Consider the following 19,513-nt stretch of genomic DNA (forward strand, 5'->3'; position numbering starts at 1 on the left):
AACACGGCGGCGCGCCGTCCGCTCGGCGGTGTTCTCGTGCGCCGTGGGCCGTGGGCCGTGGGCCGTGGGCCGTGGGCCGTGCGCCGGGCGGGTAGGTAGCTGGGCAGCTGGGCCGGGCAGGCCCGGTCTCAGGGGTGCCGGACCCCCTCACCCGCGATCACGGCCCGGTACCCCTCGCGGTAGGTCGGATACGCGAAGTCGAACCCGGTGCCGCGCAGTCGAGCGTTCGACAGCCGTTTGTCGCCGCCGGCCTGACGGCCCCGAGGAGGCGCGCTCGGCGGCACGGGCAGCCCCAATTCGTCGGCCACGAACGCCAGCACGTCGTCGAGCCGCGAGGGCTCGTCGTCGACCCCCACGTACAGCGCGGCGGTGGGCCCCGAGCTGGTGGTGAGGTGGACGATCGCGGCCGCCGCGTCGTCGCGATGGATGCGATTCGTGTGAGGTGAGCTGCCCGCCGGCTCGGCCAGTCGGGCTTCGCCGTCGCGCACCTGGGTGATGAGCCGTTCCCGCCCGGGGCCGTAGATGCCGCCGAGGCGGAGGACGATGCCGCCCGGGCGACGTCGGTGCAGCAGGGCCTCGGCCTCGAGGATCACCTCGGCCGTCGGCGAGGCCCCGGTCGCCGGCGTCGTCTCGTCGACGACGCTGCCGTCGTCGACGTCGTAGACGGCCGTCGACGAGACGAACAGCACTCGGGCTTCCACCGCCCCCGCCTCGTCGAGCGCGTCGAGGACGGACCGCAGCCCGTCGACGTAGGACGCCCGGTAGGTGTCGACATCGCGCGACCCGGCCGAGAGGGCGACGACGACGACCTCGGTGTCGGCGGGGAGTGTCGGACGTATCGTGCTCAGATCGATCGAGACACCCTCGATCGACGAGGGCAGCTTGCCGGCCGAGCGACGCAGGCCGAGGACGTGGTGCCCGAGGGCGGCGAACCGGAGCGCCGCCTCGGTGCCCAGGTCGCCGCAGCCGGCGAGGACGACGGTCATCGGGTGGCCTCGCCGTCGGATGCGGACGACCCGCCGGCGAACCGGTCGGTGGCGGCGATCAACGCCTCGAGGATGCCCGGCTCGTCGAAGGCGTGCCCGGCGTCGTCGACCAGGACGAACTCGGCGTCGGGCAGGGCGGCGTGCAGGTCGAACGCCGTGGTCGCCGGAGTGCACAGGTCGTAGCGGCCCTGCACGATGACCGTCGGGATGTGCGCGACGAGGTGAGCGTCACGGATGAGCTGACCCTCGTCGAGGAAGCCGCGGTGGACGAAGTAGTGGTTCTCGATGCGGGCGAAGGCCAGGGAGAACGCCGGGTCGGAGTACCGCTCGACCAGGTCGGGGCGCGGCAGCAGGGTGATCGCCGAGGCCTCCCACGACGACCACGCGACGGCGGCCGGCCCGTGCACGGCCGGGTCGGGGTCCGCGAGCAGGCGCGCATACGCCTCGATCAGTCCGCCCGGTCGGCGTTCGTCGACCGGCACCGGGGCGAGGTAGCCCTGCCACCGGTCGGGCAGCACGTTCGACGCCGGGCCCTCGTAGAACCAGTCCAGCTCGCTCTGTCGCAGAGTGAAGACGCCGCGCAGCACGAGCTCGGTGACCCGGTCGGGGTGGGTCTCGGCGTAGGCGAGCGCCAGGGTCGACCCCCACGAGCCACCGAACACCTGCCAGCGGTCGATGGCCAGGTGCTCGCGCAACGTCTCGAGGTCGGCCACGAGGTGCGGCGTCGTGTTCGTCGAGAGGTCGGTGCCGAAGGTGCCCGCGTGCGGCGTGCTGCGGCCCGCCCCGCGCTGGTCGAGCAGCACGATGCGGTAGCGGGCCGGGTCGAACAGGCGGCGGTGCGCGGGCGACGAGCCGCTGCCGGGCCCCCCGTGCAGGAACACCACGGGCTTGCCGTCGGGATCGCCGCATTCTTCCCACCAGACGTGCTGGCCGTCACCGACGTCGAGCAGGCCGGAGTCGTACGGTTCGATCGCGGGGTAGAGCGGGGGCATGTCGACGAGCGTAGCCGCGGGCGCCGACACCGGCAGGGGAGGCGCGACGCCTGTGGATGGTGACCCGCGCCTCCTCGTCCGGGGACGAGCCTTCTCGCGACCCAGGGTCGCCGACGAGCTCAGAGGCGGGCGACGGTCAGATCGTCCTCGACGCCGTCGAACCAACGCTCGAGCACGGCCCGGAACGCGGGCTCGGCCGGGTCGGCCCGCCCGAACAGCGTCATCGACGAGCGCAGTTTGAGGGCATCGATGCCGCCCATCAGGGCCTCGGCGCTCTCGGCGTCGGCCCGGGCCGTGACCTGCGCCGCCTCGCGCAGCCGCGGGCCGAGCACGGGGTGCGCGAGGTAAGCCCGCGCCTCGTCGAGCGAGCGGATCGCGTAGGTGCGATCCATGCCGCTGCGACCGAGGCCGGCGATCTGCGGGAACACGAACCACATCCAGTGCGAGGACTTCCGCCCCCGGCGCAGCTCGGCGAGGGCCTGGTCGTGGGTGTTGCGCACGTCCTGGGCGTCGACGTACCGTTCGAGGTCGAAGGCATGGCTCATCACCCCGTTCTACGCCTCGCGAGTCGAGCCATCGCCCCCTGGCAGGGAGGCCGAGACCGGCGCTAGTCTGGTCGGCTGCCCTGCCGGGCGGCGGACCACGTCCCCGCCTCGACCCCGGAGCCCCCGTGACCGACATCGTGATCGACGAGATCGTCGTGCCCAGCACTCTCGAGCCCCGTCGCGCCACCGACCGGGACGCCGACCCCGACCCGGGCCCCGACCACGCCGCCAGCGTCGCCGCCTATGTCGAGGCGATCGCCCTCGAAAACGCCGTCCAGACCGAGGTGCTCGGTTTCGGCGACCTCGACTTCGCCCCGGCCGAGCAGCTGCCGCAGTGGCACGACCCGTTCACGCCGCGGCGACTGTTCGTGGTGCGGGCCGAGGGGCGCATCGTCGGCCAGGCCACGTACGAGACGCTCGCCGACCCGGCCGTCACGACCTGTTGGCTCTGGGTCGCCGTCGCCCCCGAGCACCGCCGCCTGGGCCTCGGCACGGCCCTGCTCGACCACGTCGAGGCCGTCGCCCGCGCCGCCGACCGAACCGACGCCATCGCGTTCGTGGCCTCCGGTCAGGGGGTCGCTTCCGGCCAGGACGTGGCCTCCGGTCAGGACGTGGCCTCCGGTCAGGATGCCACCGCAGGCTCGGGACCCGCAGCGGGCTCGGCCCCTGCGGCCGCCCTGGCCGACCGCCTCGAGGCCTCGACCGGTCACGGCTGGGTGCCCCGCGCCTCCTCGGAGGTCCGGTTCGCGCTCTCGCGCGGCTACGCGCTCGGCCAGGTCGAGCGCATCAGCCGCCTGCCGCTGCCGGTGGACGAGGAGGCACTGGCCGCGATCCGCTCCGAGGCGCTCGCCGCGGCGGGGGACGACTATCGCGTCCACACCTGGTCGGGCCCCACGCCCCGGCGCTGGCAGTCCGGCGTCGCGGCCATGGCGACCGCCCTGAGCACCGACGCGCCGATGGGCGACGTGCCCGAGCCCGAGGACGTCTGGACCGTCGAACGCCTCGTCGAGGCCGAGCAGCGACGAGCCACGAGCGGACGTGCCTCGCTGACCGCAGCGGCCGAGCACGTGCCGACGGGTCGGCTCGTCGCGTGCTCCGACCTCGCGGTGCCCGACGACGCGTCGCGGCCCGCGATGCAGCAGATGACCCTCGTGCGACGGGAACACCGCGGGCACCGGCTGGGCTGGCTGGTGAAGGTCGCCAACCTCGACCGTCTGGCCGTGGAGAAGCCGGGCCGCCCGGCCGTGCTGACCTTCAACGCCGAGGAGAACCGGCCCATGCTCGCCGTCAACGAAGCCGTCGGGTTCGTGCCGATCGGCGTCGAAGGGGTGTGGCACCGGCTGCTGTGAGGTGCGCCGCCGGGCCGAGGGGCGGCACGGCGGTGCGCCGGGGTGCGGGAACCGGAATCAGACCGGCGTCTCGAGTCGGCGTGTGCCGAACCCGACCGGCGGCATGTGCCCGCGTGTGCCGAACCCGACCGGCCGAGCGACTCCTGGCGTGCACAACCCGACAACGCGGCGACGACACGCCGCTCAGGTCGGCCGCCGCCCGGCGTGTCGACGGCCGATTGGCGCGATTTGCACACCGGGCAGGGGCCGCGGTGGCGAGCAGAGGCGGGCGGAGGCGGGCGGGGTCAGGCGACGAAGTCGGCGCTGACCTCCGCGGAGACCTCGATGTCGTCGGGGTGCAGGTCGAACGTGGTGGAGCCGCCCGACGAGAAGGTCGCGGCGGCACGGGCCAGGCCGAACGGGCTGCCGCCCCCGGGGGCACCCGGTCGCAGCCCCGGCTCGAACACCGACTGCAGAGTGGGCCGCCCGAGCCCGAGAGCCTCGGCGTAGTCGCCGGCCCGGGTGACGGCGTCGGCGATCGCGGCGACCCGCACGGCCTTCTCCACCTCGGGACGGCGGGCATGGCTCAGCGACCACTCGACCCACTCGATGTCGACACCGGGTTCGAGGGCGACGTCGCCCACCCACGACGCCAGCGCCTCGAAGTCGCTGAACCGGACGTCGACGGCGGCGCGGGTGCGGAACCGCACCGTCGAGGAGGCGCGGGTCGCCTCGCCCCCCTCGCCCCGGTCGGTCTCCCTCTCGGTCACGACGGCGACCGTGACGCTCCGGGCGCTCCACCAGGTCGCGGCCTCCTGCCGGCGCCAGGCCGTGGCCTGCTCGGAAAGCCGGGAGTGCACCGCGATGGTGTCGCGGACGACCTTCTCGCGGTCATCGCCCTCGAAGCCCATGCTCAGGTGGACGACACCGCGCTCGGCACGGTGGCGGTGGGTGGCGGAACCGGACACCGAGAGCGTCGCCATCGCGCGCCTCCTTCGTTCGTCGGGTGGAGCGGGGCGTGTGGGCGCCGGATCAGTCGGTGGGGTCGGCGCCGACGGCCGACACGGGTGCGTCGGCGTCGACGACCGGGGCGGCGGTCACGCGTCCGATGAACGCGTTGAGGTCGTCGAGCTCTTCTTGCGAGATGCCGTGGGCCAGACCCGGGTACACGGTCTGTTCGGCGTCGGCGTGCGCCTCGAGCCAGGCCGAGGTGCGCTCGACGGCCTCGGCGGGGATGACCTCGTCGACGTCGCCGCGACCGTAGAAGACCGACGGGCGGACGGCCACCACGGCGTCGTCCCGTGCTGCTGCGCGCTCGAGCGTGGCGTCGTCACCCGCGGCGGGGACCACGAACCCGGCGAGCACGGCGGCGAACGCGAACCGCTCGGGTGCGTGCCGCACCAGTTGCAGCGAGAGCGATCCGCCCTGCGAGAAGCCGAGCAGGCTGACGCTCGGGTGGTGGGTGGTCAGCTCGTCGAGCCAGGCCAGCACGGCCTCGGCGGCGTCGTCCACGGCGCCCGGGTCGGGGGCCCCGGGGGTCGAGAGCGGGTACCACGAGAAACCGTCGCCGTGAGGCAACGGCGCCCGCAGCGACGCCGCCACGAACTGCTGCGGCAGGTAGGGCACGAGGCCGATCAGGTCGCCCTCGTGAGAGCCCACGCCGTGGAGCAGCACGAGCAGGGGCCGCCCGTCACGCTCGGCCTGGACGGCGGACCACTGGACGAGGGACGGGTCGATCTGCACCATGGACCGAGCCTAGCGACGGGTGGCGGCATCGGGGCCGGCGCTGTTCGCCCGTAGCGTCACGCCACACGATCGGGCCGTCGAGCCGGTAAGAATGGCCCATGAGCTCCGTGCGGACACCCGACCCCGACCCCAATCCCGGCTGGCTCTCGGAGGACGAGCTCTTCCAGGCGCGGCAGCACCTGCCGATCCTCTACGTCGAGGCCGTGCCGGTGCGCACCGATGGCATGGGGGTCGTGACCGAGGTCGGGGTGCTGCTCCGCGCCTCCGACGAGGGGTCGATCTCGCGCATGCTCGTCTCGGGCCGGGTGATGTACGGCGAGAGCCTGCGCACCGCGCTGTTCCGTCACCTCGAGAAAGACCTGGGGCCGATGGCGTTCCCGCAGCTGCCGCCGTCGCCGGTGCCGTTCCAGGTGGCCGAGTACTTCCCGCTGCCTGGCTCGTCGGTCTACACCGACCCGCGGCAGCACGCCGTGTCGCTGGCGTACGTGGTGCCGGTCACGGGCACCTGCGACCCTCGGCAGGACGCCCTCGAGCTCACGTGGCTGACGCCGCACCAGGCCGCCTCCGACGAGGTCGCCGCCGAGATGGAGGGCGGCCGCGGCACTCTGCTGCGCAGCGCCCTCGCCTCCGTCGGCGCCCTGCACTAGCCCCTGTCGCGCAACACCCTCGGACCGGCGTGACGCCCTCGGATCGCGGGGTGTCGCGCCGGTTCGGGGGTGTCGCGCGGCACGTCTCCACAGGCGAGGAGGCGCGGGTCGCGTCCCTGGCGGCGCTCGGCCAGGCTGGGGCGATGCGTGACATGTCGGGACTGCTCATCCGTCGTGCCCAGCTCGTCGACGACGGCGTGGATGCCTCGTCCCTCGAGCGGGACGCACGACGTGGCCTCGCGGTGAGGCTCGCCGCCGGCGTGTACGTCCGGACGGAGGACTGGCGATCGCTCGGCGCCGCGTCGCAGCACACCGCCCGCGTCCATGCGGTGCTGCCCCGACTCGGACCGCACGCCGTCGTCTCGCACGAGTCCGCCCTCGCCGTTCGGGGCTTTCCGCTGCTGGGCGAGTGGCCTCGCCGGGTGCAGGTCGTGGCACGGCAGCGCGTTCGCGACAAGGTGACCGGGTCGGTTCACCAACACACGGCGCCCCTCGGCGACAGCGAGATCGACACGGTCGACGGGTTGCCGGTGGTGGGTGCCGCCCGTGCGGCCGTCGACAGCGTGCGCCGGCGCGACCTCCGCGGGGCGACCGTCGTGCTCGACCACGGGCTGCACGCGGGCGCGTACGACCGGGCCGCGCTCGAGGCCACCGTGGCCGCCCGACCCAGGGTGCCCGGGCGTCGACGGGCGGCGGTCGCCGTCGCCTTCGCCGACGGACGGTCCGAATCGCCGGGTGAGTCGCTGAGCCGGGCGGGCATGAGGGCCGCGGGGCTCGCGGCGCCCGAGTTGCAGGCCCGGTTCCCGGTGACGGGCCCCCTCGTCGGCTTCGTGGACTTCTGGTGGCCGCAGTTCGGCATCATCGGTGAGTTCGACGGCGAGGTGAAGTACCGCAACGAACGGATGCGGGCCGGGCGCAGCCCCGAGCAGGTCGTGATCGACGAGAAACGGCGCGAGGACCATCTGCGGGCGCTGCCCGGCGTGCACACCGTCGTCCGATGGACCTGGGGCGACGCCCTGCGCGCCGAGCCCATGGTGCGGGCCCTGCTCCGCGCCGGGGTGCGCTGACGCGCGCGGAAGCGCGCCGCGCCGCGCGGGTGCCAACCGAACAGCCCCGAACCCGCGCGACACCCTCGGGACAGGGGGTGTGGCGCGGGTTCGGGGGTGTGGCAGCTGGTCGGGTCAGCGACCGCCGCGCTGGCCGCCGCCGGTGCGGGCCTTGCCGCCGACGAGGCCGCCGACCTTGAGCGAGCCGGGACGGCCGCCCTCGGACGAGGCGCGGCGTCCGCCGCTGCGCTGGACGCCCTCTCGCTGGCCGCCCTCACGCGAGCCGCCGAGAGACGCGGCGAACTCGGCCTGGTCGTTGCGGACCGCGTTGGTGCGGCTCTGGCCGCCGTCGCTCTGGGTGCCGCTGCTCTGGGCGCGGCGACCGGTCTGACGGGTGCCACGGGTCTCGTCACGAGCACCGTCACGAGCGCCACGGGCGTCGTCACGGACGGGCGTGGACGAACCACGGCCCGACTCGGTCGAGTAGAAGGTCGAGGCGCCACCGCGGGGAGCGGCGTCGCGGCGCGAGCCGCCGTCGCGACCCCCCTGACGTCCGCCGTCACGCGAGCCGGCCGAACGACCGGCACCGGTACCGGCGCGACCGGCGTCGGAACCGCGACCCGCGCCTCCGGACCGTCCGCCGGCCTGGCCGGCAGTGGGGCGACCCGAGCGGTCCTGACGGGCGATGGGGTTGCCCTGCGAGTCCTGACGGGCGGCACGCTTGCGCTGCGCGTTGGCGCCCTGCGAGCGTCCGCCGCCACCCTGCTGCTGGACGGCGGCCTTGGGCGAAGGCTTGACGTATGCGGCGACCTGGCCGACCAGGGCGTCGACCTCGGGCGAGGACGGCGTCACCGAGGTGATGGTCGGGCGGATGTCGGCCTTCTTCATCAGCTGGGCGACGTCGCGCTTCTGGCTGGGGATGACGAGGGTGACGACGTCGCCCTCGGCACCGGCGCGGGCGGTGCGGCCCGAACGGTGCAGGTAGGCCTTGTGTTCGGTCGGCGGGTCGACGTGGATGACGAGCTCGATGTCGTCGACGTGCACGCCTCGGGCGGCGACGTCGGTGGCGACGAGCACGCGGGCGGAGCCGTCCTGGAACGCGGCGAGGTTGCGGTCACGCTGCGGCTGCGAGAGGTTGCCGTGCAGGTCGACGGCGGGGATGCCCGACTCGGTCAGCTTCTTGGCGAGCTTCTTGGCGTGGTGCTTGGTGCGCATGAAGAGGATGCGACGGCCCTGGCCGCCGGCGAGCTTCTGGATCAGCGCGTTCTTGCTGTCGACGTCGGGCGTCTCGAAGACGTGGTGGGTCATCTTGGCGACGGGCGAGTTGGCCTCGTCGACCGAGTGCAGCACCTCGTTGTGGAGGAACTGCTTGACCAGCTTGTCCACACCGTTGTCGAGCGTCGCGCTGAAGAGCAGGCGCTGGCCGTCGTTCGGGGTGGCCTTGAGGATGCGCGTGACGCCGGGCAGGAAGCCCAGGTCGGCCATGTGGTCGGCCTCGTCGAGCACGGTGATCTCGATGGCGTCGAGCTTGACGAAGCCCTGCTTCATGAGGTCTTCGAGGCGGCCGGGGCAGGCGATGATGATGTCGACGCCGGCCTTGAGGGCCTGGACCTGGCGGTTCTGCGAGACGCCACCGAAGATCGTGGTGGTGCGCATGCCGTAGGCCTCGGCGAGCGGGGCGAGCACGGCGTCGATCTGCGTGGCGAGCTCGCGGGTGGGGGCGAGCACGAGGCCGAGGGGACGGCCGGCGCGGCGGTTGCCGCCCGCCAACTTGCCACCGAGGCGCGCGGCCATGGGGATGGAGAAGGCGAGGGTCTTGCCCGAACCCGTCTTGCCGCGGCCGAGCACGTCGCGGCCGCCGAGGGTGTCGGGCAGCGTGTCGACCTGGATCGGGAACGCGGTGGTCTTGCCTTCTGCGGCCAGGGACTTCACGATCGGGGCGGGCACGCCCAGCGAGCTGAAGGTGACGGCGTCGGCCGTCTCGTCGACGGTCGTGGCGTCGGTGTTCTCGGTGTCGAGGGTGTTCGTTGACATGTGGTGCACCTTTCGGGGCATCGGTGTCGAGCCGGGCCGAGGCTGCCAGCACGTCGCGGTGTCACGTTCGGGGACGTGCTCGCACGAGGGCGGGGCAGTGCCGGGAGAACGGCTGTCGTAGCCGGGCTCGAGGTGTGGCGACGGTGCAGGTGTGCACGATCGTTTCGCCGCAGAGTGAGCTTCGCGCGCCTGCTGGTCTGCCTGGGTGTGTGCCAGGGCTGAGAGGCGGTGAGGGGCGTGCTACGACGCAGGGAGCCGATCGGACCGGCTCGCAAGTACCTCCAGCGTAGCGGTCGCGGCCCGAAAACGCGACGGGCGTCGTCGGGGTCCGCCTCAGACCGCGCGCCCGTACCGCTCGCCGACGGGGATCTCGACGGCGACCGTGTTGCCCGGCTGTGCGAGCGGGCAGGCCCAGGCCGGGTCGTAGGCGCAACTCGGGTTGTACGCGAAGTTGAAGTCGAGCACGATCGTGCCGGGCTCGCCACCGGCGCCGAGGTCGGCTCCCTTGACCGAGTCGATCAGGTAGCGGCCGCCGCCGTAGGTGCCGCCGGGCTTGCCGGCCAGGGCGTCCTTGATCGGGATGAACAGGCCGCCCGCGTACTGCGCCAGCTTCCACACGTCGAGGCTGCCGACGCCGGGCACGTCGGCCACGCCGACGAGGTCGAAGAGCACGTCGCCGTCGGTGCCGGTCTCGACCACCATGCGTCGCGGTTCGGCCGGCTCGACCGGGACCTCGAAGCGCCAGGCCGAGTCGTACGGCTTCGTCGGCAGGCCCGTGAAGTCCGGGCGGTCCTCGGGCAGCAGCGGCGTCGAGGGGTGCGTCGAGAACAGCTCGTCTCGGGTCCGCCGCCAGAGGTCGTGCGCAGCGGCCAGGTCGGTCGCCTCGCGGACGTCGCGGTACAGGCCGTGGATCGTCCGGCGCCAGGACGCGATGTCGAGGGCGCCCTGGGCGGGCGTCGTGGCAGAGGACGAGGAGGCGCGGGTCGAGTCGGTCATCCCTGCCACCGTACGCAAGCGGTCACCACTGCGCCCGTGGTTCCCTCACAGGTGGGTCGATCGTCCACAGCCCCTCGTCGCGGATGCGGCGGCCGACAGCCCGTGGCTACGCTCGCCCCATGACGACCGACACCACGACCACCGACCCCACCGTCACCCCGGCCGATCTCGCGCAGCTGCACCGCGCGATCGAGGTCGCGCAGCTGGCTCGCGAGCACGGCAACCATCCCTTCGGCTCGTTGCTGCTCACGGCGGGCGGCGAGGTAGTCGAGGCCGAGAACACGGTCGTCACCGAGGGCGACCCGACCGGCCACGCCGAGACGAACCTCGTCCGCGTCGTCGCGCAGCGGTTCGACAAGGCGACCCTCAAGGCGGCCACCCTCTATACGAGCACCGAGCCGTGCGCGATGTGCGCCGGGGCCATCCACTGGGCGGGCGTCGGCCGCGTCGTCTACGCGCTCGCCGAGCAGCAACTGCTCGCCATGGTCACCGAGCAAGAGGGCGAATCGACACTCGACCTGCCCTGCCGCGAGGTCTTCGCCCGCGGGGGAGGCGCGGTGTCCGTGTCGGGACCGGCCCTGTTCGACGAGGCCTCGGCCGTACACGCCGGCTTCTGGAGCTGAGGCCGGCCGCCTTCCGCCCCCGGCCGCCTTCGGTCTCGCTACCGTCGCCCCGTGGTCAGGCGTGCTTCGGGTGAGAGGACACCCCGCGCCAGGTCGGCGCGAGCGCCTTCATGCGCAGGGCGCGCCATTGCCAGGTCGCCCAGAGCCCGGGCCACAGCAGCAGGCCCAGCGGTCCGGCGTGGAACTCGAGTCGGTCGCGCAGCAGCGTGTGGCCCGGGCCGTCCGGCACGACGGCCATCCGGTGGTTGATGCGCATGCGGGCGAACTGCCCACTCGTGCCGCGTCCGGTGTCGCGCTGGATCCACGCACCGTCGCGCTCGTGCCAGTCGAGGTCGACGTGCGTGCTGCCGAGCGGCAGGACGCCGAGGATGCTCGCCGACACCGGGTGCGCCTCCTCGGTCCAGCGGTCGGGGAAGCCCGAGGGTGACTCGGATCGGTAGACGACCAGAGGCTTCGTCACGGCGACCATCACCCGGGGGTCACGCAGGGCGTCGGTCGCGACGTCGACGGGGCAGGCGAGGCGGAGCTTGAGCTGCACGTGCATGTGTCGATCCAACTCCCGGAGGCTGACCGGGTCCGCCCTGCCCGCTGCGTCACGTCGCGTCACGCACGTGCGGCGACCCACGTGGGCTGCCTACGCTGGTCCGATGAGCTCGCACGGCCAGCAGAAGTACCAGGTGAGGTTCGACCACGGGGTGGCCGGCGCCGCCCGCATCGCACCCGGCGCGCACGTCGTCGTCGTGGTCGACGTGCTCGACGGGCACGGCAGGCTGACGCGAGACGAGACCGTCCGCGTCATCACCGAGGCCGTGGACCGTGCCGATGCCGGGGTTCCGGTCGCCGGCTCCGGCGACGGCACCCGCGTGCGCCGTGCGGACGTCCTGCTCGTGACCGGTGCCGGGGCGGCCGACGACGTCGCTCGGCACGTGGTCGATCGCCAGGCCCGACAGGGCGACCGCGCCCTCGTCGCGATCGTCGCCGCCGGGGCCGTCGAGCCGGACGGCTTCCGACCGGCCGTCGAGGACCAGCTCGCCGCCGGGGCGGTGGTGGACGCGCTCGCCGCGGTCGGCATCGACTTCTCGTCACCCGAGGCGGCCGTCACGTGCGCCGCCGCCGGGGCGCTCGCCCGGGCCTCGGCGCACCTGCTGACGGCCTCGGCCTCGGCGACCGAGCTGACCGCGACCGACCGGGGTGGCGTCGTCGACGCGGCCCGCGCCTCCTCGTCCTCGGGTGCGGTCGCGGTCGTGGTCCGAGCGGGTTCCGCCGAGGAATTCACCCACTCGGCGTAGCGTTGCAGCGAGAGCGACCAGGACGTCGCCCCCGACCGCAGGAGGAACCATGAAGGCAGTGCTCACCGACGGAACCGTCGTCGCCGAGGCCCCGAAAGACGAGCTGATCTCGATCGAGGGCAACTGGTACTTCCCGCCCGCGAGCGTGAACTCGGATCTGCTGACCGAGAGCCCCACCCAGTACCACTGCCCGTGGAAGGGCGACACCCAGTACTTCAGCGTGACCTCGGGCGACGACCTGCTGCAGGATCGCGCCTGGAGCTACCCGACGCCGATCCCGACCTCGTTCGAGCGCGTCGGCAAGGACTACTCGGGCTACGTCGCCTTCTGGAAGGACGTCTCGGTCGTCGACTGACGCCCACGCGCTCGAGTCGACGCCCTTTAGGGGCGCGCCGGCTCAGCCCCGGGAGGCGCGGGCCCGGTGGGCGCGTACCTTGGCCCGGTTGCCGCAGCGCTGCATCGAGCACCACCGGCGACTGCCCGCCCGTGACTCGTCGAAGAAGACCAGCCCGCAGGCCTCGTTCGTGCACCGACGGAGGCGCGAGTCGGGTCCGCCGACGAAGCCCACGGTCGTGAAGAGGGTCACCGCGTCGCGGGCCACGGACGCCATCGCCTGCCCCAGCCGCAGGCGGCCCGCGCCGGCCTGACGCCGACCGCCCTCGAGCGACGGAGGGACGTCGGGCAACGCCGCGAACAGGTTGAGCGTGTCGACGTCGTCGGGGTCCGTCGAGGTGCCGTCGGCGGCGGCCACGGCCAGACGGGCGATCGAGTCGCGCAGGCCGCGCGCGTCGGCGAGTTCGCGGTCGCCCGCCGAGCCTGCGATGCCCTCGAACCGTTCGCCGATCCAGTCGTCGAGGTCGGCGGGCAGCAGCAGACCGTCCCACGGTGTGGACCCGTCGGCAGGCAGGTCGAGGCCCGACTCCGGGCCGAAGCGCGACCCGGCGCGGAAGCCGCCGAGGTAGGCGAAGTCGAGGCTGAGGGCGCCCGAGTCGAAGAACCACCGGGTGTCGGTGTCGGATCTGAGCCACTGTCCGGTCTGCACCTGACCACCCTAACCGGTTACGCGCCTCCTGGGCTTTCCTGCCCCTGGGGCGCTACGGCCCGCCGGCGAGATGACACGACGTGCCGCTCACCTCTGAAGATGAGCGGCAGGTCATGACAGCTCGCCGAGGGACCGGCCCGGGAGGAGCGGCGTCAGACCTCGCGCTTCGTCCAGGTGATCAGGTGGGCCGGGTCGTAGCGTCGCGAGCACCGCCCGCAGGCGAGCAGCCGCGCCGGCTGCCGGTAGCGGTAGTGCTCGTGCCCCGCCGGGCAGACCCCGACCCACGGGGCGAGTTCGCTGGCGATGGCTCCGTCGTGCAGGCGTGAACCGACGTAGCCCAGATCGGTCGCCACGGCCTTCCACCTCGGGCCGTGGCCCGCGCGTGAGCCGGCGAGGGCGTGGGCGACCTCGTGCAGCAGCACCTGGTGGATCTCGTCGTCGTCGTAACGCCCGGCGAGGTGCCGTGAGACCGTGATGCGCTTGGTCGTGTAGTTGCAGAGGCCTGCGCGGGTCTTGGCGTTGTCGAAGCCGAAGGTCCACACGGCGGGGTCGAGGTGCAGGTCGATGAGCGCGGCGGCCCAGCGCCGCACCCGGTCGAGGTCGGCCACGTCGAGGTCAGGAGGCGCGGGTCAGCGCCGGGGGAACGGCCAGGTGGTGGGCTCGTCGTCGCGGGGGAGTCCGTCCACGACCCCGGTCACGCCGGTGCCGCCCGTGCGGGGCCGGTCGGTGACGCGGTCCGCGTCGTCGCCCCGCCGCTCGGCGTCGAACTCGTCGGAGTCGCGGTCACGGTGACCCGCGGCACGTTCGGCGAGGTGGCTGATCTTGCCCCAGAGTCCTCCGTCGCGTGGCGCGGACGGGGCCGAGGCGGCGACCTTCTCGGCCCGGGCGGCAGCGGCCTGGGCCACCGGTGAGGCCGCGGCCTCGTCGGGCATGGACTCGGGGTCGAAGCTGATGGCGGCCGTGCGTGCGGCGTCGATGGGCTGACGGGTCGGCACGGTGCCCTCGTCGGCCTCGACGTCGGACGTCGTGGCCGCGACGGGCGGCTGTGCGCCTGGGGTGGGTGCGGACGCCGGTGCCGGTGAGCCGCCGTAGAGCGAGGCGATACCGTCGAACCGGGGGACCTCGGTCCGGGCCGGGGCCGAGACCGGGGACGCGGGGGCCGAGACCGGGGAGGCCGGGGCCAGGGACTGCAGCGGCACGGGATTCGTGTCTCCCGCGGCGGGAGCGTCGAGCCGCGGCTGCGGGCCGGTGTCGCTGAGGTAGGCGCGCATGACTCCCTCGATCGCGACGCGCAGCCCGTTCGTCCGATCCCGCGGAGCGCCCGACGCCTCGTACGCCTCGAGCGCCTTGGCCAGGGTCTCGCGCGCTTCTTCGTTGCGACCCAGGTCGTAGAGCGTGTAGCCCTCGAGCTCGGCGGCCGCGGCCTCGAGCTCGCGCCACTCCTCCGTGGCCGCGGTGATGCGGCTCGTGTGCAGGTCGTTCAGCGCGCGGTCGAGCTTGCCCTGCTCGCGGAAGATGTGGGCGCGTCGGATGCGGGCGGCCGTCGAGTCGGCCCGGTCGCCGGTGAAGTGCGCCAGGCGGAAAGCCTCTTCGGCGATGGCGAGGGCTTCGTCGAGGCGGCCGAGCAGGCGGAGCAGATCGGCGCGCTCACCGAGGGCCGCGGTGCTGCGGCTTTGGCCGAGCGCGGCGAGGCGGGCCTCGGCGGCGGGCACGTCGACGGCCGTGCGCAGGCTGATGGGGTCGAAGCCACCGGCACCGCCGATGCCGCGCACGACGGGCGCGGCGAGCCCCGGCGGCACGGTCTGGGGGCGGGCGCTGCCGGGTGCTGTCGTGTCGGGTCGGTCGTGCTGGCTCATCGAGTACGAGGGTAACCGCCCGGCCCCCGAACAGGCCGCGCGGCGCGCAGCGTGTGAGCACGTGTCGGAGCCGACCTGCCCGACCCGACCCGCGCCTCCTCGGGTCGCGTGCCGAACCCGACCCGCGCCTCCTCGGGTCGCGTGCCGAACCCGACCCGCGCCTCCTCGGGTTCTGGGCAAATCCCGACCAGTGAGCGCATTCCGCCACGAGATGGTGCCGGCCGGGCGGCGTGTCGCCCTACGGCTGTCGCGATTTGCACAGGGACGAACTCCTGGAGAGGGGCGGGCGCGGCCGGGAGGCGCGCGCAGTGGGGCCGGGTCAGGGGGCGGCGGTGAGGGGGACGCTGACGATGCGGTCGTCGCCGGCGCTCGGCGTGCCGCGCCCGTCCGCGTTGTTCGTCACGAGCCAGAGGGTGCCGTCGGGACCGGGCAGCACGTCGCGGATGCGGCCGAGCGACGCCGAACCGGCGAAGAGCTCGGTCGGCACGGCCTCGGAGTCGGGCGCGACCTGGATCTCGAAGAGCTTCTCGCCGCCGAGCCCGGCCAGGTACAGCGTCGTGCCGACCGCCGCGAGGCCGCTCGGGCTCGCGTCGTCGGTCGACCACTGCAGCACCGGGTTCGTGAATCCCGCGGTCTCGCCCCGACCCTCGACCTCGGGCCAGCCGTAGTTCGCTCCGGGTTCGAGGGCGTTCAGCTCGTCGTAGGTGTTCTGGCCGAACTCGGCGGCCCAGGCGACGCCGGTCGCGTCCCAGGCGATGCCCTGCGGGTTGCGGTGGCCGAGGGTGTAGACGAGCGAGTCGGGCGACGGGTTGTCGTCGGGCACGCCGCCGACCTCCGTCGCGCGCAACACCTTGCCGCCGAGCGAGCCCGGGTCCTGCGCGTTCGGGCGCTGGTTCGCGTCGCCCGTCGTCACGTACAGCAGCCCGTCGGGGCCGAACGCGAGGCGCCCGCCGTCGTGGTTGCTCGCCTTGGGGATGCCCGTGATCACGGCGTCTTGCTCGCCCAGGCCGTACGAGCCGGCCTCGCCCGTGATCGGCGCACGCACCACACGGTTGTCGTCGGCGGTCGTGGCGTAGGCGTAGAGGTACGACGGCGACCCGGCGAGCACGGCCAGGCCGAGCAGCCCGCCCTCGCCCTCGTGCACGACCCCGCCGATCGTGCCGGCCTCTCGTGTGCTGCCGTCGGCGAGCAGCTCGAGCACGGTGCCGGTGTCGCGCAGGCTGACGAACGACGAGCCGGTGTCGAGACGGACGACCGACCAGGGGGCGTCGAGCCCCGTGGCGACGTCGGTCGGTTCGGCGTCGGCCGCGACGGTGACGGCGGTCGTGTCGGTCGTCGGGGCGACTGGTCCCGGGCCGGCGTCGGCGGTCGGATCGGTCGGGGCCTCGGACGCCGGGCGGGTGGCGGCCTGGCCACCCGAAGCCGTGGCGTCGGCCCCGGCGGTGCAGCCGACCAGCAGGACGGCGGTGACCGCCGCCATCGTGCCGACGGCGAGCCGGTGCCGTGTGGTGCGTGGTGTCGTGATCATGGTCGCGCCTCCTACATCCCAGGAAAGCCGATGCCCGCCACGCCCGCATCCGTCGTCACCACACCGTCACCGCCTTCGCAGCCGGTGCCCAGCCACCGGCCGAGCCACCGTCCCAGCCGGTGCCCGGTCGCGAGGCGGGTCTACGAGCGCGGGCTCAGCTCCGCACGCAGAGGCCAGTCCTGGCCCTCGAGGATCAGCTGGGCACCCGCCCCGGTGCGCACATTGACCACGATGGGTGCCAGCAGGTTGACGGTCATGCCGGTCGAGGCGGGCGTCGCGACGACGAGCAGCAGGGCCTCGGCGGCGTCCTGCAGGTCGAGGGCGAGCGTCTGCTCGTCGCTGACGACGGGCGAGTAGTCCGGCAGGTGCACCGCCGCGTCGAGCACGAACAGGCGCACGTCCGAGTCGGTCGAACGCAGGGCGTAGAGGCCCTCGGCCCCCTCGACACGTTCGAGCGAGAAGGCGACGAGCGGCTCGAGACCGAACGGAGGCGCGACGAACGACACCACGGAGCCCACGACGTCGCGGGCGGCCTGGGCGCTCATCGGAGGAAGTCCATCAACGTCGGCTGCAGCACCTTGGCGGTGACCGCGAGGGCCGCCTGGTACGAGGTGTTCTGCATCTGCAGGTCGAGCACGGCCTGGCCGAGATCGAGGTCCATGATGCCGGCGCGCTGCGCCTCGAGCGTGGTCTTGGTGTCCAAGAGGGTGTCCTCGGCTCTCAGGATCTGGGACTGTCGTGCCCCGATGTCGGACTGTACGCCGCGCACGGCCGTCAGCCGGGCGTCGACCTCGGTGAGCCGCGCGCCGACGTTGACCCCGCCCCGCAGGTCGCTGCTGATGCGGTCGAGCATGCTGAAGACCGAGTCGGCGCCGCTGCCGAAGGCGGTGGCGCCGTCGGCGTCGACGCGCACGCTGGTCTCGGCACCGATCTGGCGGGTGACGGAGGATCCCGGGGTGCCGGTGTAGCTGAAGTCGGGGCGGAACGCGACGCCCGCGTCCGACGTCCCCGCGAAGACGCTGCGGCCGTTGTACGAGGTGTTGGCGACGGCGAGCAGGTCGGCCTTCAGGCCGTCGATCTCGGTCGCGATGGCGTCGAGGGCGGGTTGCGACAGCGCGCCGGTGTTGGCTCCCTGCACCGTGAGGTCGCGCACTTTCTTGAGCACGTCGTCGGTGGACGACAGGGCCGCGTCGGCGAGCGAGAGCCACCCGTCGCCGTCGCCGACGTTGCGGGAGAACTGCACGTTGGCGGCCTGCTCGGCCTTGACCCGCAGGGCGTCCGCGGTGCCGGCCGGATCGTCCGACGGCTTCGAGATCTTGTCGAGGGTCGACGCCCGCTGCTGGGCCTGGTCGACCCGGTACGAGCTGGTCTGCAGGTTGCGTTGCGCGGTGAGCATCGCCATCTGGTTCGTGGTGCGGGTGATCATCGGTTACCTCCCGACCCGTCCCATGCCGTTGATCAACGTGTCGAGCATCTCGTCGATCGCGGTCATGACGCGGGCGGCGCCCTGGTAGGCGTGCTGATAGGTGAGCAGGTTGACGTTCTCCTCGTCGAGGCTGACCCCGGCCGTCGAGAGCTGGCGGTTCTTGGCCGACGTGGCCGACAGATCGGTGAGCGTCGAGCGGTCGGCCTCGGTCTGCGCGACGGCGCCGATCGTGCTGACGATCGAGCCCCAGGCACGGTCGGGCGAGCCGGTCGACAGGCCGATCTGACCGATGGACCGGGCGACCGACCCGTCGAGGGCGCCGCCGGTCCCGTTGCCCGAGGCGATCGTGGCGGCGCTCGTCGGGACGACGGTCAGGCCGCGGGCCGCAGGGACGCCGGCGGTGAACGAGAAGAACGCGTGACCGGTGGTGCCGTCCGCCGTGGTCCCGGTCGCGTGGACGGCGTTGACCTGGGTCGCGAGCTGGGTGGCCAGGGCGTCGTAGCTCGCGGCTGCTTCGGCGAGGACGCCGCCGGCGCCACCGGATGCAGCCGGCGCGAGGACCGACAGCGAGCCGGCGATGCTGCCGCCGTCGAGCGCGACGGGGTCGCCCGCACGGTGGGTCCATTCGAGCGAGACCCCCGAGGAGGCGGTGGCCAGGGTGTAGTCGCCGGTCACCTTCACCTGCCGGGCCGAGTCGCCCGACACGAGCGCGTTGCCGCCGACGATCACGTCGACCGTGCCGTCCGCGTTGTCGCGCACCGTGCCTCCGGCGAGCGTCGCGATCTTCTCGGTCAGCACCGCGCGGGCGTCCACCAGCTCGTTGGTGCTGACACCCTGCTGCTGCGCCGTGCGGATGCGCACGTTGAGGTCGGCGACCTGGGTCGCGGCCGAGTTGAGCTGCGAGGCGAGGCCGTCGAGCTGCTGCCGCTGGGCGGTCCACTGGTCGTCCACGGCCTTGTAGCCGCTCGCGAGGGTGCCCGCGATGGTCTGCGCCTGCCCGAGCAGCACGGCGGCGGGGGCCGCTGCCGAGGGGTCGTTCGAGACGTCCTGCCACGCCGACCAGAACCTCGTGAGCTGTGCCGAGAGTCCGGTGGTGCTCGGCTCGTTCAGTGACGATTCGAGGGCGGCCGTGACCGAGGCGCGGACGCCCTGGTAGCCGGCGGCCCCCGCGGCACCGCGCACCTGCGCGTCCGCGAACCGGTCGCCGATGCGGGCGATGCCGTCGACCGACACGCCCTGTCCGGGCTGGACGCCGGTCGAGAACAGGCCCACACGGGCCGCCGCCTCGATCGAGGACTGGGTGACCCGTTGACGTGTGTAGCCGTCGGTGTTGACGTTGGCGATGTTCTGGCCGACCACGTCGAGCCCTGTCCGGGCCGCTGCCAGTCCTCGGTAGGCCGTGTTCAGGCTGCCGAAGGTGCTGGCCACG

21 protein-coding genes are annotated in these 19,513 nt (G+C 73.4%); 6 read left to right on the plus strand and 15 right to left on the minus strand.

The features are described 5' to 3' along the window. Positions 1–128 precede the first annotated feature (128 nt). The 3 genes from HRF36_RS08270 to HRF36_RS08280 form a co-directional block, all read right to left on the minus strand. Positions 129–986: an NAD-dependent epimerase/dehydratase family protein gene (locus HRF36_RS08270; RefSeq protein ID WP_173208835.1), complete on the minus strand. Its 858-nt coding sequence runs from the start codon at positions 984–986 to the stop codon at positions 129–131. Next, complete coding sequence (gene pip, locus HRF36_RS08275; protein WP_173208837.1) at positions 983–1,978, minus strand: prolyl aminopeptidase; 996 nt, start codon at positions 1,976–1,978, stop codon at positions 983–985. The genes HRF36_RS08270 and pip overlap by 4 nt, the downstream gene beginning before the upstream one ends. A 119-nt stretch (positions 1,979–2,097) precedes the next feature. After that, the gene (locus HRF36_RS08280) at positions 2,098–2,523 is read right to left on the minus strand and encodes a DUF1810 domain-containing protein (protein WP_173208839.1); all 426 of its coding nucleotides are present in this window, start codon (positions 2,521–2,523) and stop codon (positions 2,098–2,100) included. Between the two features lie 125 nt (positions 2,524–2,648). Between HRF36_RS08280 and HRF36_RS08285 the strand changes: the two genes are divergently transcribed. Continuing rightward, positions 2,649–3,872, plus strand: coding sequence for a GNAT family N-acetyltransferase (locus tag HRF36_RS08285; RefSeq protein WP_173208841.1), 1,224 nt, complete (start codon positions 2,649–2,651; stop codon positions 3,870–3,872). Between the two features lie 284 nt (positions 3,873–4,156). On the opposite strand, the gene HRF36_RS08290 is transcribed toward HRF36_RS08285, so the two are convergent. After that, the gene (locus HRF36_RS08290) at positions 4,157–4,834 is read right to left on the minus strand and encodes an SIMPL domain-containing protein (RefSeq protein ID WP_173208843.1); all 678 of its coding nucleotides are present in this window, start codon (positions 4,832–4,834) and stop codon (positions 4,157–4,159) included. A gap of 49 nt (positions 4,835–4,883) precedes the next feature. Next, entirely contained in the window at positions 4,884–5,597 is a 714-nt protein-coding gene (locus tag HRF36_RS08295) for an alpha/beta hydrolase (RefSeq protein WP_173208845.1), read from the minus strand. 98 nt (positions 5,598–5,695) lie between these two features. On the opposite strand from HRF36_RS08295, the gene HRF36_RS08300 reads away from it, so the two are divergent. Together HRF36_RS08300 and HRF36_RS08305 are read left to right on the plus strand one after the other, a co-directional pair. Further along, a complete protein-coding gene (locus tag HRF36_RS08300) occupies positions 5,696–6,244 on the plus strand; it encodes an NUDIX hydrolase family protein (RefSeq protein WP_043595902.1) in 549 nt (182 codons plus the stop codon). Between the two features lie 143 nt (positions 6,245–6,387). Then, positions 6,388–7,311: a hypothetical protein gene (locus HRF36_RS08305; protein WP_173208847.1), complete on the plus strand. Its 924-nt coding sequence runs from the start codon at positions 6,388–6,390 to the stop codon at positions 7,309–7,311. 114 nt (positions 7,312–7,425) lie between these two features. On the opposite strand, the gene HRF36_RS08310 is transcribed toward HRF36_RS08305, so the two are convergent. Together HRF36_RS08310 and HRF36_RS08315 are read right to left on the minus strand one after the other, a co-directional pair. Then, complete coding sequence (locus HRF36_RS08310) at positions 7,426–9,324, minus strand: DEAD/DEAH box helicase (protein WP_217271091.1); 1,899 nt, start codon at positions 9,322–9,324, stop codon at positions 7,426–7,428. A gap of 333 nt (positions 9,325–9,657) precedes the next feature. Further along, on the minus strand, positions 9,658–10,320 hold the full coding sequence (locus HRF36_RS08315) for a DUF1684 domain-containing protein (RefSeq protein ID WP_173208851.1): 663 nt from the start codon (positions 10,318–10,320) through the stop codon (positions 9,658–9,660). Positions 10,321–10,439: 119 nt separating this feature from the next. Between HRF36_RS08315 and HRF36_RS08320 the strand changes: the two genes are divergently transcribed. Further along, complete coding sequence (locus HRF36_RS08320) at positions 10,440–10,943, plus strand: nucleoside deaminase (RefSeq protein WP_173208853.1); 504 nt, start codon at positions 10,440–10,442, stop codon at positions 10,941–10,943. A 55-nt stretch (positions 10,944–10,998) separates the two neighbouring features. Here HRF36_RS08320 and HRF36_RS08325 read toward each other — a convergent pair whose 3' ends face one another. After that, a complete protein-coding gene (locus HRF36_RS08325; RefSeq protein ID WP_173208855.1) occupies positions 10,999–11,487 on the minus strand; it encodes a hypothetical protein in 489 nt (162 codons plus the stop codon). Between the two features lie 103 nt (positions 11,488–11,590). Between HRF36_RS08325 and HRF36_RS08330 the strand changes: the two genes are divergently transcribed. Continuing rightward, positions 11,591–12,232, plus strand: a complete 642-nt coding sequence (locus HRF36_RS08330; RefSeq protein WP_173208857.1) for a hypothetical protein — start codon at positions 11,591–11,593, stop codon at positions 12,230–12,232. Positions 12,233–12,281: 49 nt separating this feature from the next. Next, positions 12,282–12,587 (plus strand): DUF427 domain-containing protein, encoded by a 306-nt coding sequence (locus HRF36_RS08335; protein ID WP_173208859.1) that lies wholly within the window; start codon positions 12,282–12,284, stop codon positions 12,585–12,587. A 42-nt stretch (positions 12,588–12,629) separates the two neighbouring features. Here the strand turns inward: HRF36_RS08335 and HRF36_RS08340 are convergent, their stop codons facing one another. The 7 genes from HRF36_RS08340 to flgK all read right to left on the minus strand — a co-directional run bounded on the left by HRF36_RS08340 (position 12,630) and on the right by flgK (position 19,512). Next, entirely contained in the window at positions 12,630–13,274 is a 645-nt protein-coding gene (locus HRF36_RS08340; RefSeq protein WP_173208861.1) for a CGNR zinc finger domain-containing protein, read from the minus strand. A 152-nt stretch (positions 13,275–13,426) separates the two neighbouring features. After that, entirely contained in the window at positions 13,427–13,882 is a 456-nt protein-coding gene (locus HRF36_RS08345) for a SprT-like domain-containing protein (RefSeq protein WP_173208863.1), read from the minus strand. A 21-nt stretch (positions 13,883–13,903) separates the two neighbouring features. After that, entirely contained in the window at positions 13,904–15,130 is a 1,227-nt protein-coding gene (locus HRF36_RS08350) for a hypothetical protein (RefSeq protein ID WP_173208865.1), read from the minus strand. Between the two features lie 319 nt (positions 15,131–15,449). Then, the gene (locus tag HRF36_RS08355; RefSeq protein WP_173208867.1) at positions 15,450–16,658 is read right to left on the minus strand and encodes a sorbosone dehydrogenase family protein; all 1,209 of its coding nucleotides are present in this window, start codon (positions 16,656–16,658) and stop codon (positions 15,450–15,452) included. A gap of 140 nt (positions 16,659–16,798) precedes the next feature. Beyond that, positions 16,799–17,203, minus strand: coding sequence for a flagellar assembly protein FliW (locus HRF36_RS08360; RefSeq protein ID WP_217271092.1), 405 nt, complete (start codon positions 17,201–17,203; stop codon positions 16,799–16,801). After that, complete coding sequence (flgL, locus tag HRF36_RS08365; protein ID WP_173208869.1) at positions 17,200–18,084, minus strand: flagellar hook-associated protein FlgL; 885 nt, start codon at positions 18,082–18,084, stop codon at positions 17,200–17,202. Before flgL ends, HRF36_RS08360 begins: the two co-directional genes overlap by 4 nt. 3 nt (positions 18,085–18,087) lie before the next feature. Then, positions 18,088–19,512, minus strand: a complete 1,425-nt coding sequence (flgK, locus tag HRF36_RS08370; RefSeq protein ID WP_173208871.1) for a flagellar hook-associated protein FlgK — start codon at positions 19,510–19,512, stop codon at positions 18,088–18,090. Position 19,513 lies beyond the last annotated feature (1 nt).

The sequence above is a fragment of the Frigoribacterium sp. VKM Ac-2836 genome (assembly GCF_013248995.1).
Classification (GTDB): domain Bacteria; phylum Actinomycetota; class Actinomycetes; order Actinomycetales; family Microbacteriaceae; genus Frigoribacterium.

What these genes read in the sequence shown, in the direction of transcription:
- HRF36_RS08270 (WP_173208835.1), bottom strand. Translation starts at nt 986, where the DNA reads ATGACCGTCGTCCTCGCCGGCTGCGGCGACCTGGGCACCGAGGCGGCG.
- pip (WP_173208837.1), bottom strand. Translation starts at nt 1,978, where the DNA reads ATGCCCCCGCTCTACCCCGCGATCGAACCGTACGACTCCGGCCTGCTC.
- HRF36_RS08280 (WP_173208839.1), bottom strand. Translation starts at nt 2,523, where the DNA reads ATGAGCCATGCCTTCGACCTCGAACGGTACGTCGACGCCCAGGACGTG.
- HRF36_RS08290 (WP_173208843.1), bottom strand. Translation starts at nt 4,834, where the DNA reads ATGGCGACGCTCTCGGTGTCCGGTTCCGCCACCCACCGCCACCGTGCC.
- HRF36_RS08295 (WP_173208845.1), bottom strand. Translation starts at nt 5,597, where the DNA reads ATGGTGCAGATCGACCCGTCCCTCGTCCAGTGGTCCGCCGTCCAGGCC.
- HRF36_RS08300 (WP_043595902.1), top strand. Translation starts at nt 5,696, where the DNA reads ATGAGCTCCGTGCGGACACCCGACCCCGACCCCAATCCCGGCTGGCTC.
- HRF36_RS08305 (WP_173208847.1), top strand. Translation starts at nt 6,388, where the DNA reads ATGCGTGACATGTCGGGACTGCTCATCCGTCGTGCCCAGCTCGTCGAC.
- HRF36_RS08310 (WP_217271091.1), bottom strand. Translation starts at nt 9,324, where the DNA reads ATGTCAACGAACACCCTCGACACCGAGAACACCGACGCCACGACCGTC.
- HRF36_RS08315 (WP_173208851.1), bottom strand. Translation starts at nt 10,320, where the DNA reads ATGACCGACTCGACCCGCGCCTCCTCGTCCTCTGCCACGACGCCCGCC.
- HRF36_RS08320 (WP_173208853.1), top strand. Translation starts at nt 10,440, where the DNA reads ATGACGACCGACACCACGACCACCGACCCCACCGTCACCCCGGCCGAT.
- HRF36_RS08325 (WP_173208855.1), bottom strand. Translation starts at nt 11,487, where the DNA reads ATGCACGTGCAGCTCAAGCTCCGCCTCGCCTGCCCCGTCGACGTCGCG.
- HRF36_RS08330 (WP_173208857.1), top strand. Translation starts at nt 11,591, where the DNA reads ATGAGCTCGCACGGCCAGCAGAAGTACCAGGTGAGGTTCGACCACGGG.
- HRF36_RS08335 (WP_173208859.1), top strand. Translation starts at nt 12,282, where the DNA reads ATGAAGGCAGTGCTCACCGACGGAACCGTCGTCGCCGAGGCCCCGAAA.
- HRF36_RS08350 (WP_173208865.1), bottom strand. Translation starts at nt 15,130, where the DNA reads ATGAGCCAGCACGACCGACCCGACACGACAGCACCCGGCAGCGCCCGC.
- HRF36_RS08355 (WP_173208867.1), bottom strand. Translation starts at nt 16,658, where the DNA reads ATGATCACGACACCACGCACCACACGGCACCGGCTCGCCGTCGGCACG.
- HRF36_RS08360 (WP_217271092.1), bottom strand. Translation starts at nt 17,203, where the DNA reads ATGAGCGCCCAGGCCGCCCGCGACGTCGTGGGCTCCGTGGTGTCGTTC.
- flgL (WP_173208869.1), bottom strand. Translation starts at nt 18,084, where the DNA reads ATGATCACCCGCACCACGAACCAGATGGCGATGCTCACCGCGCAACGC.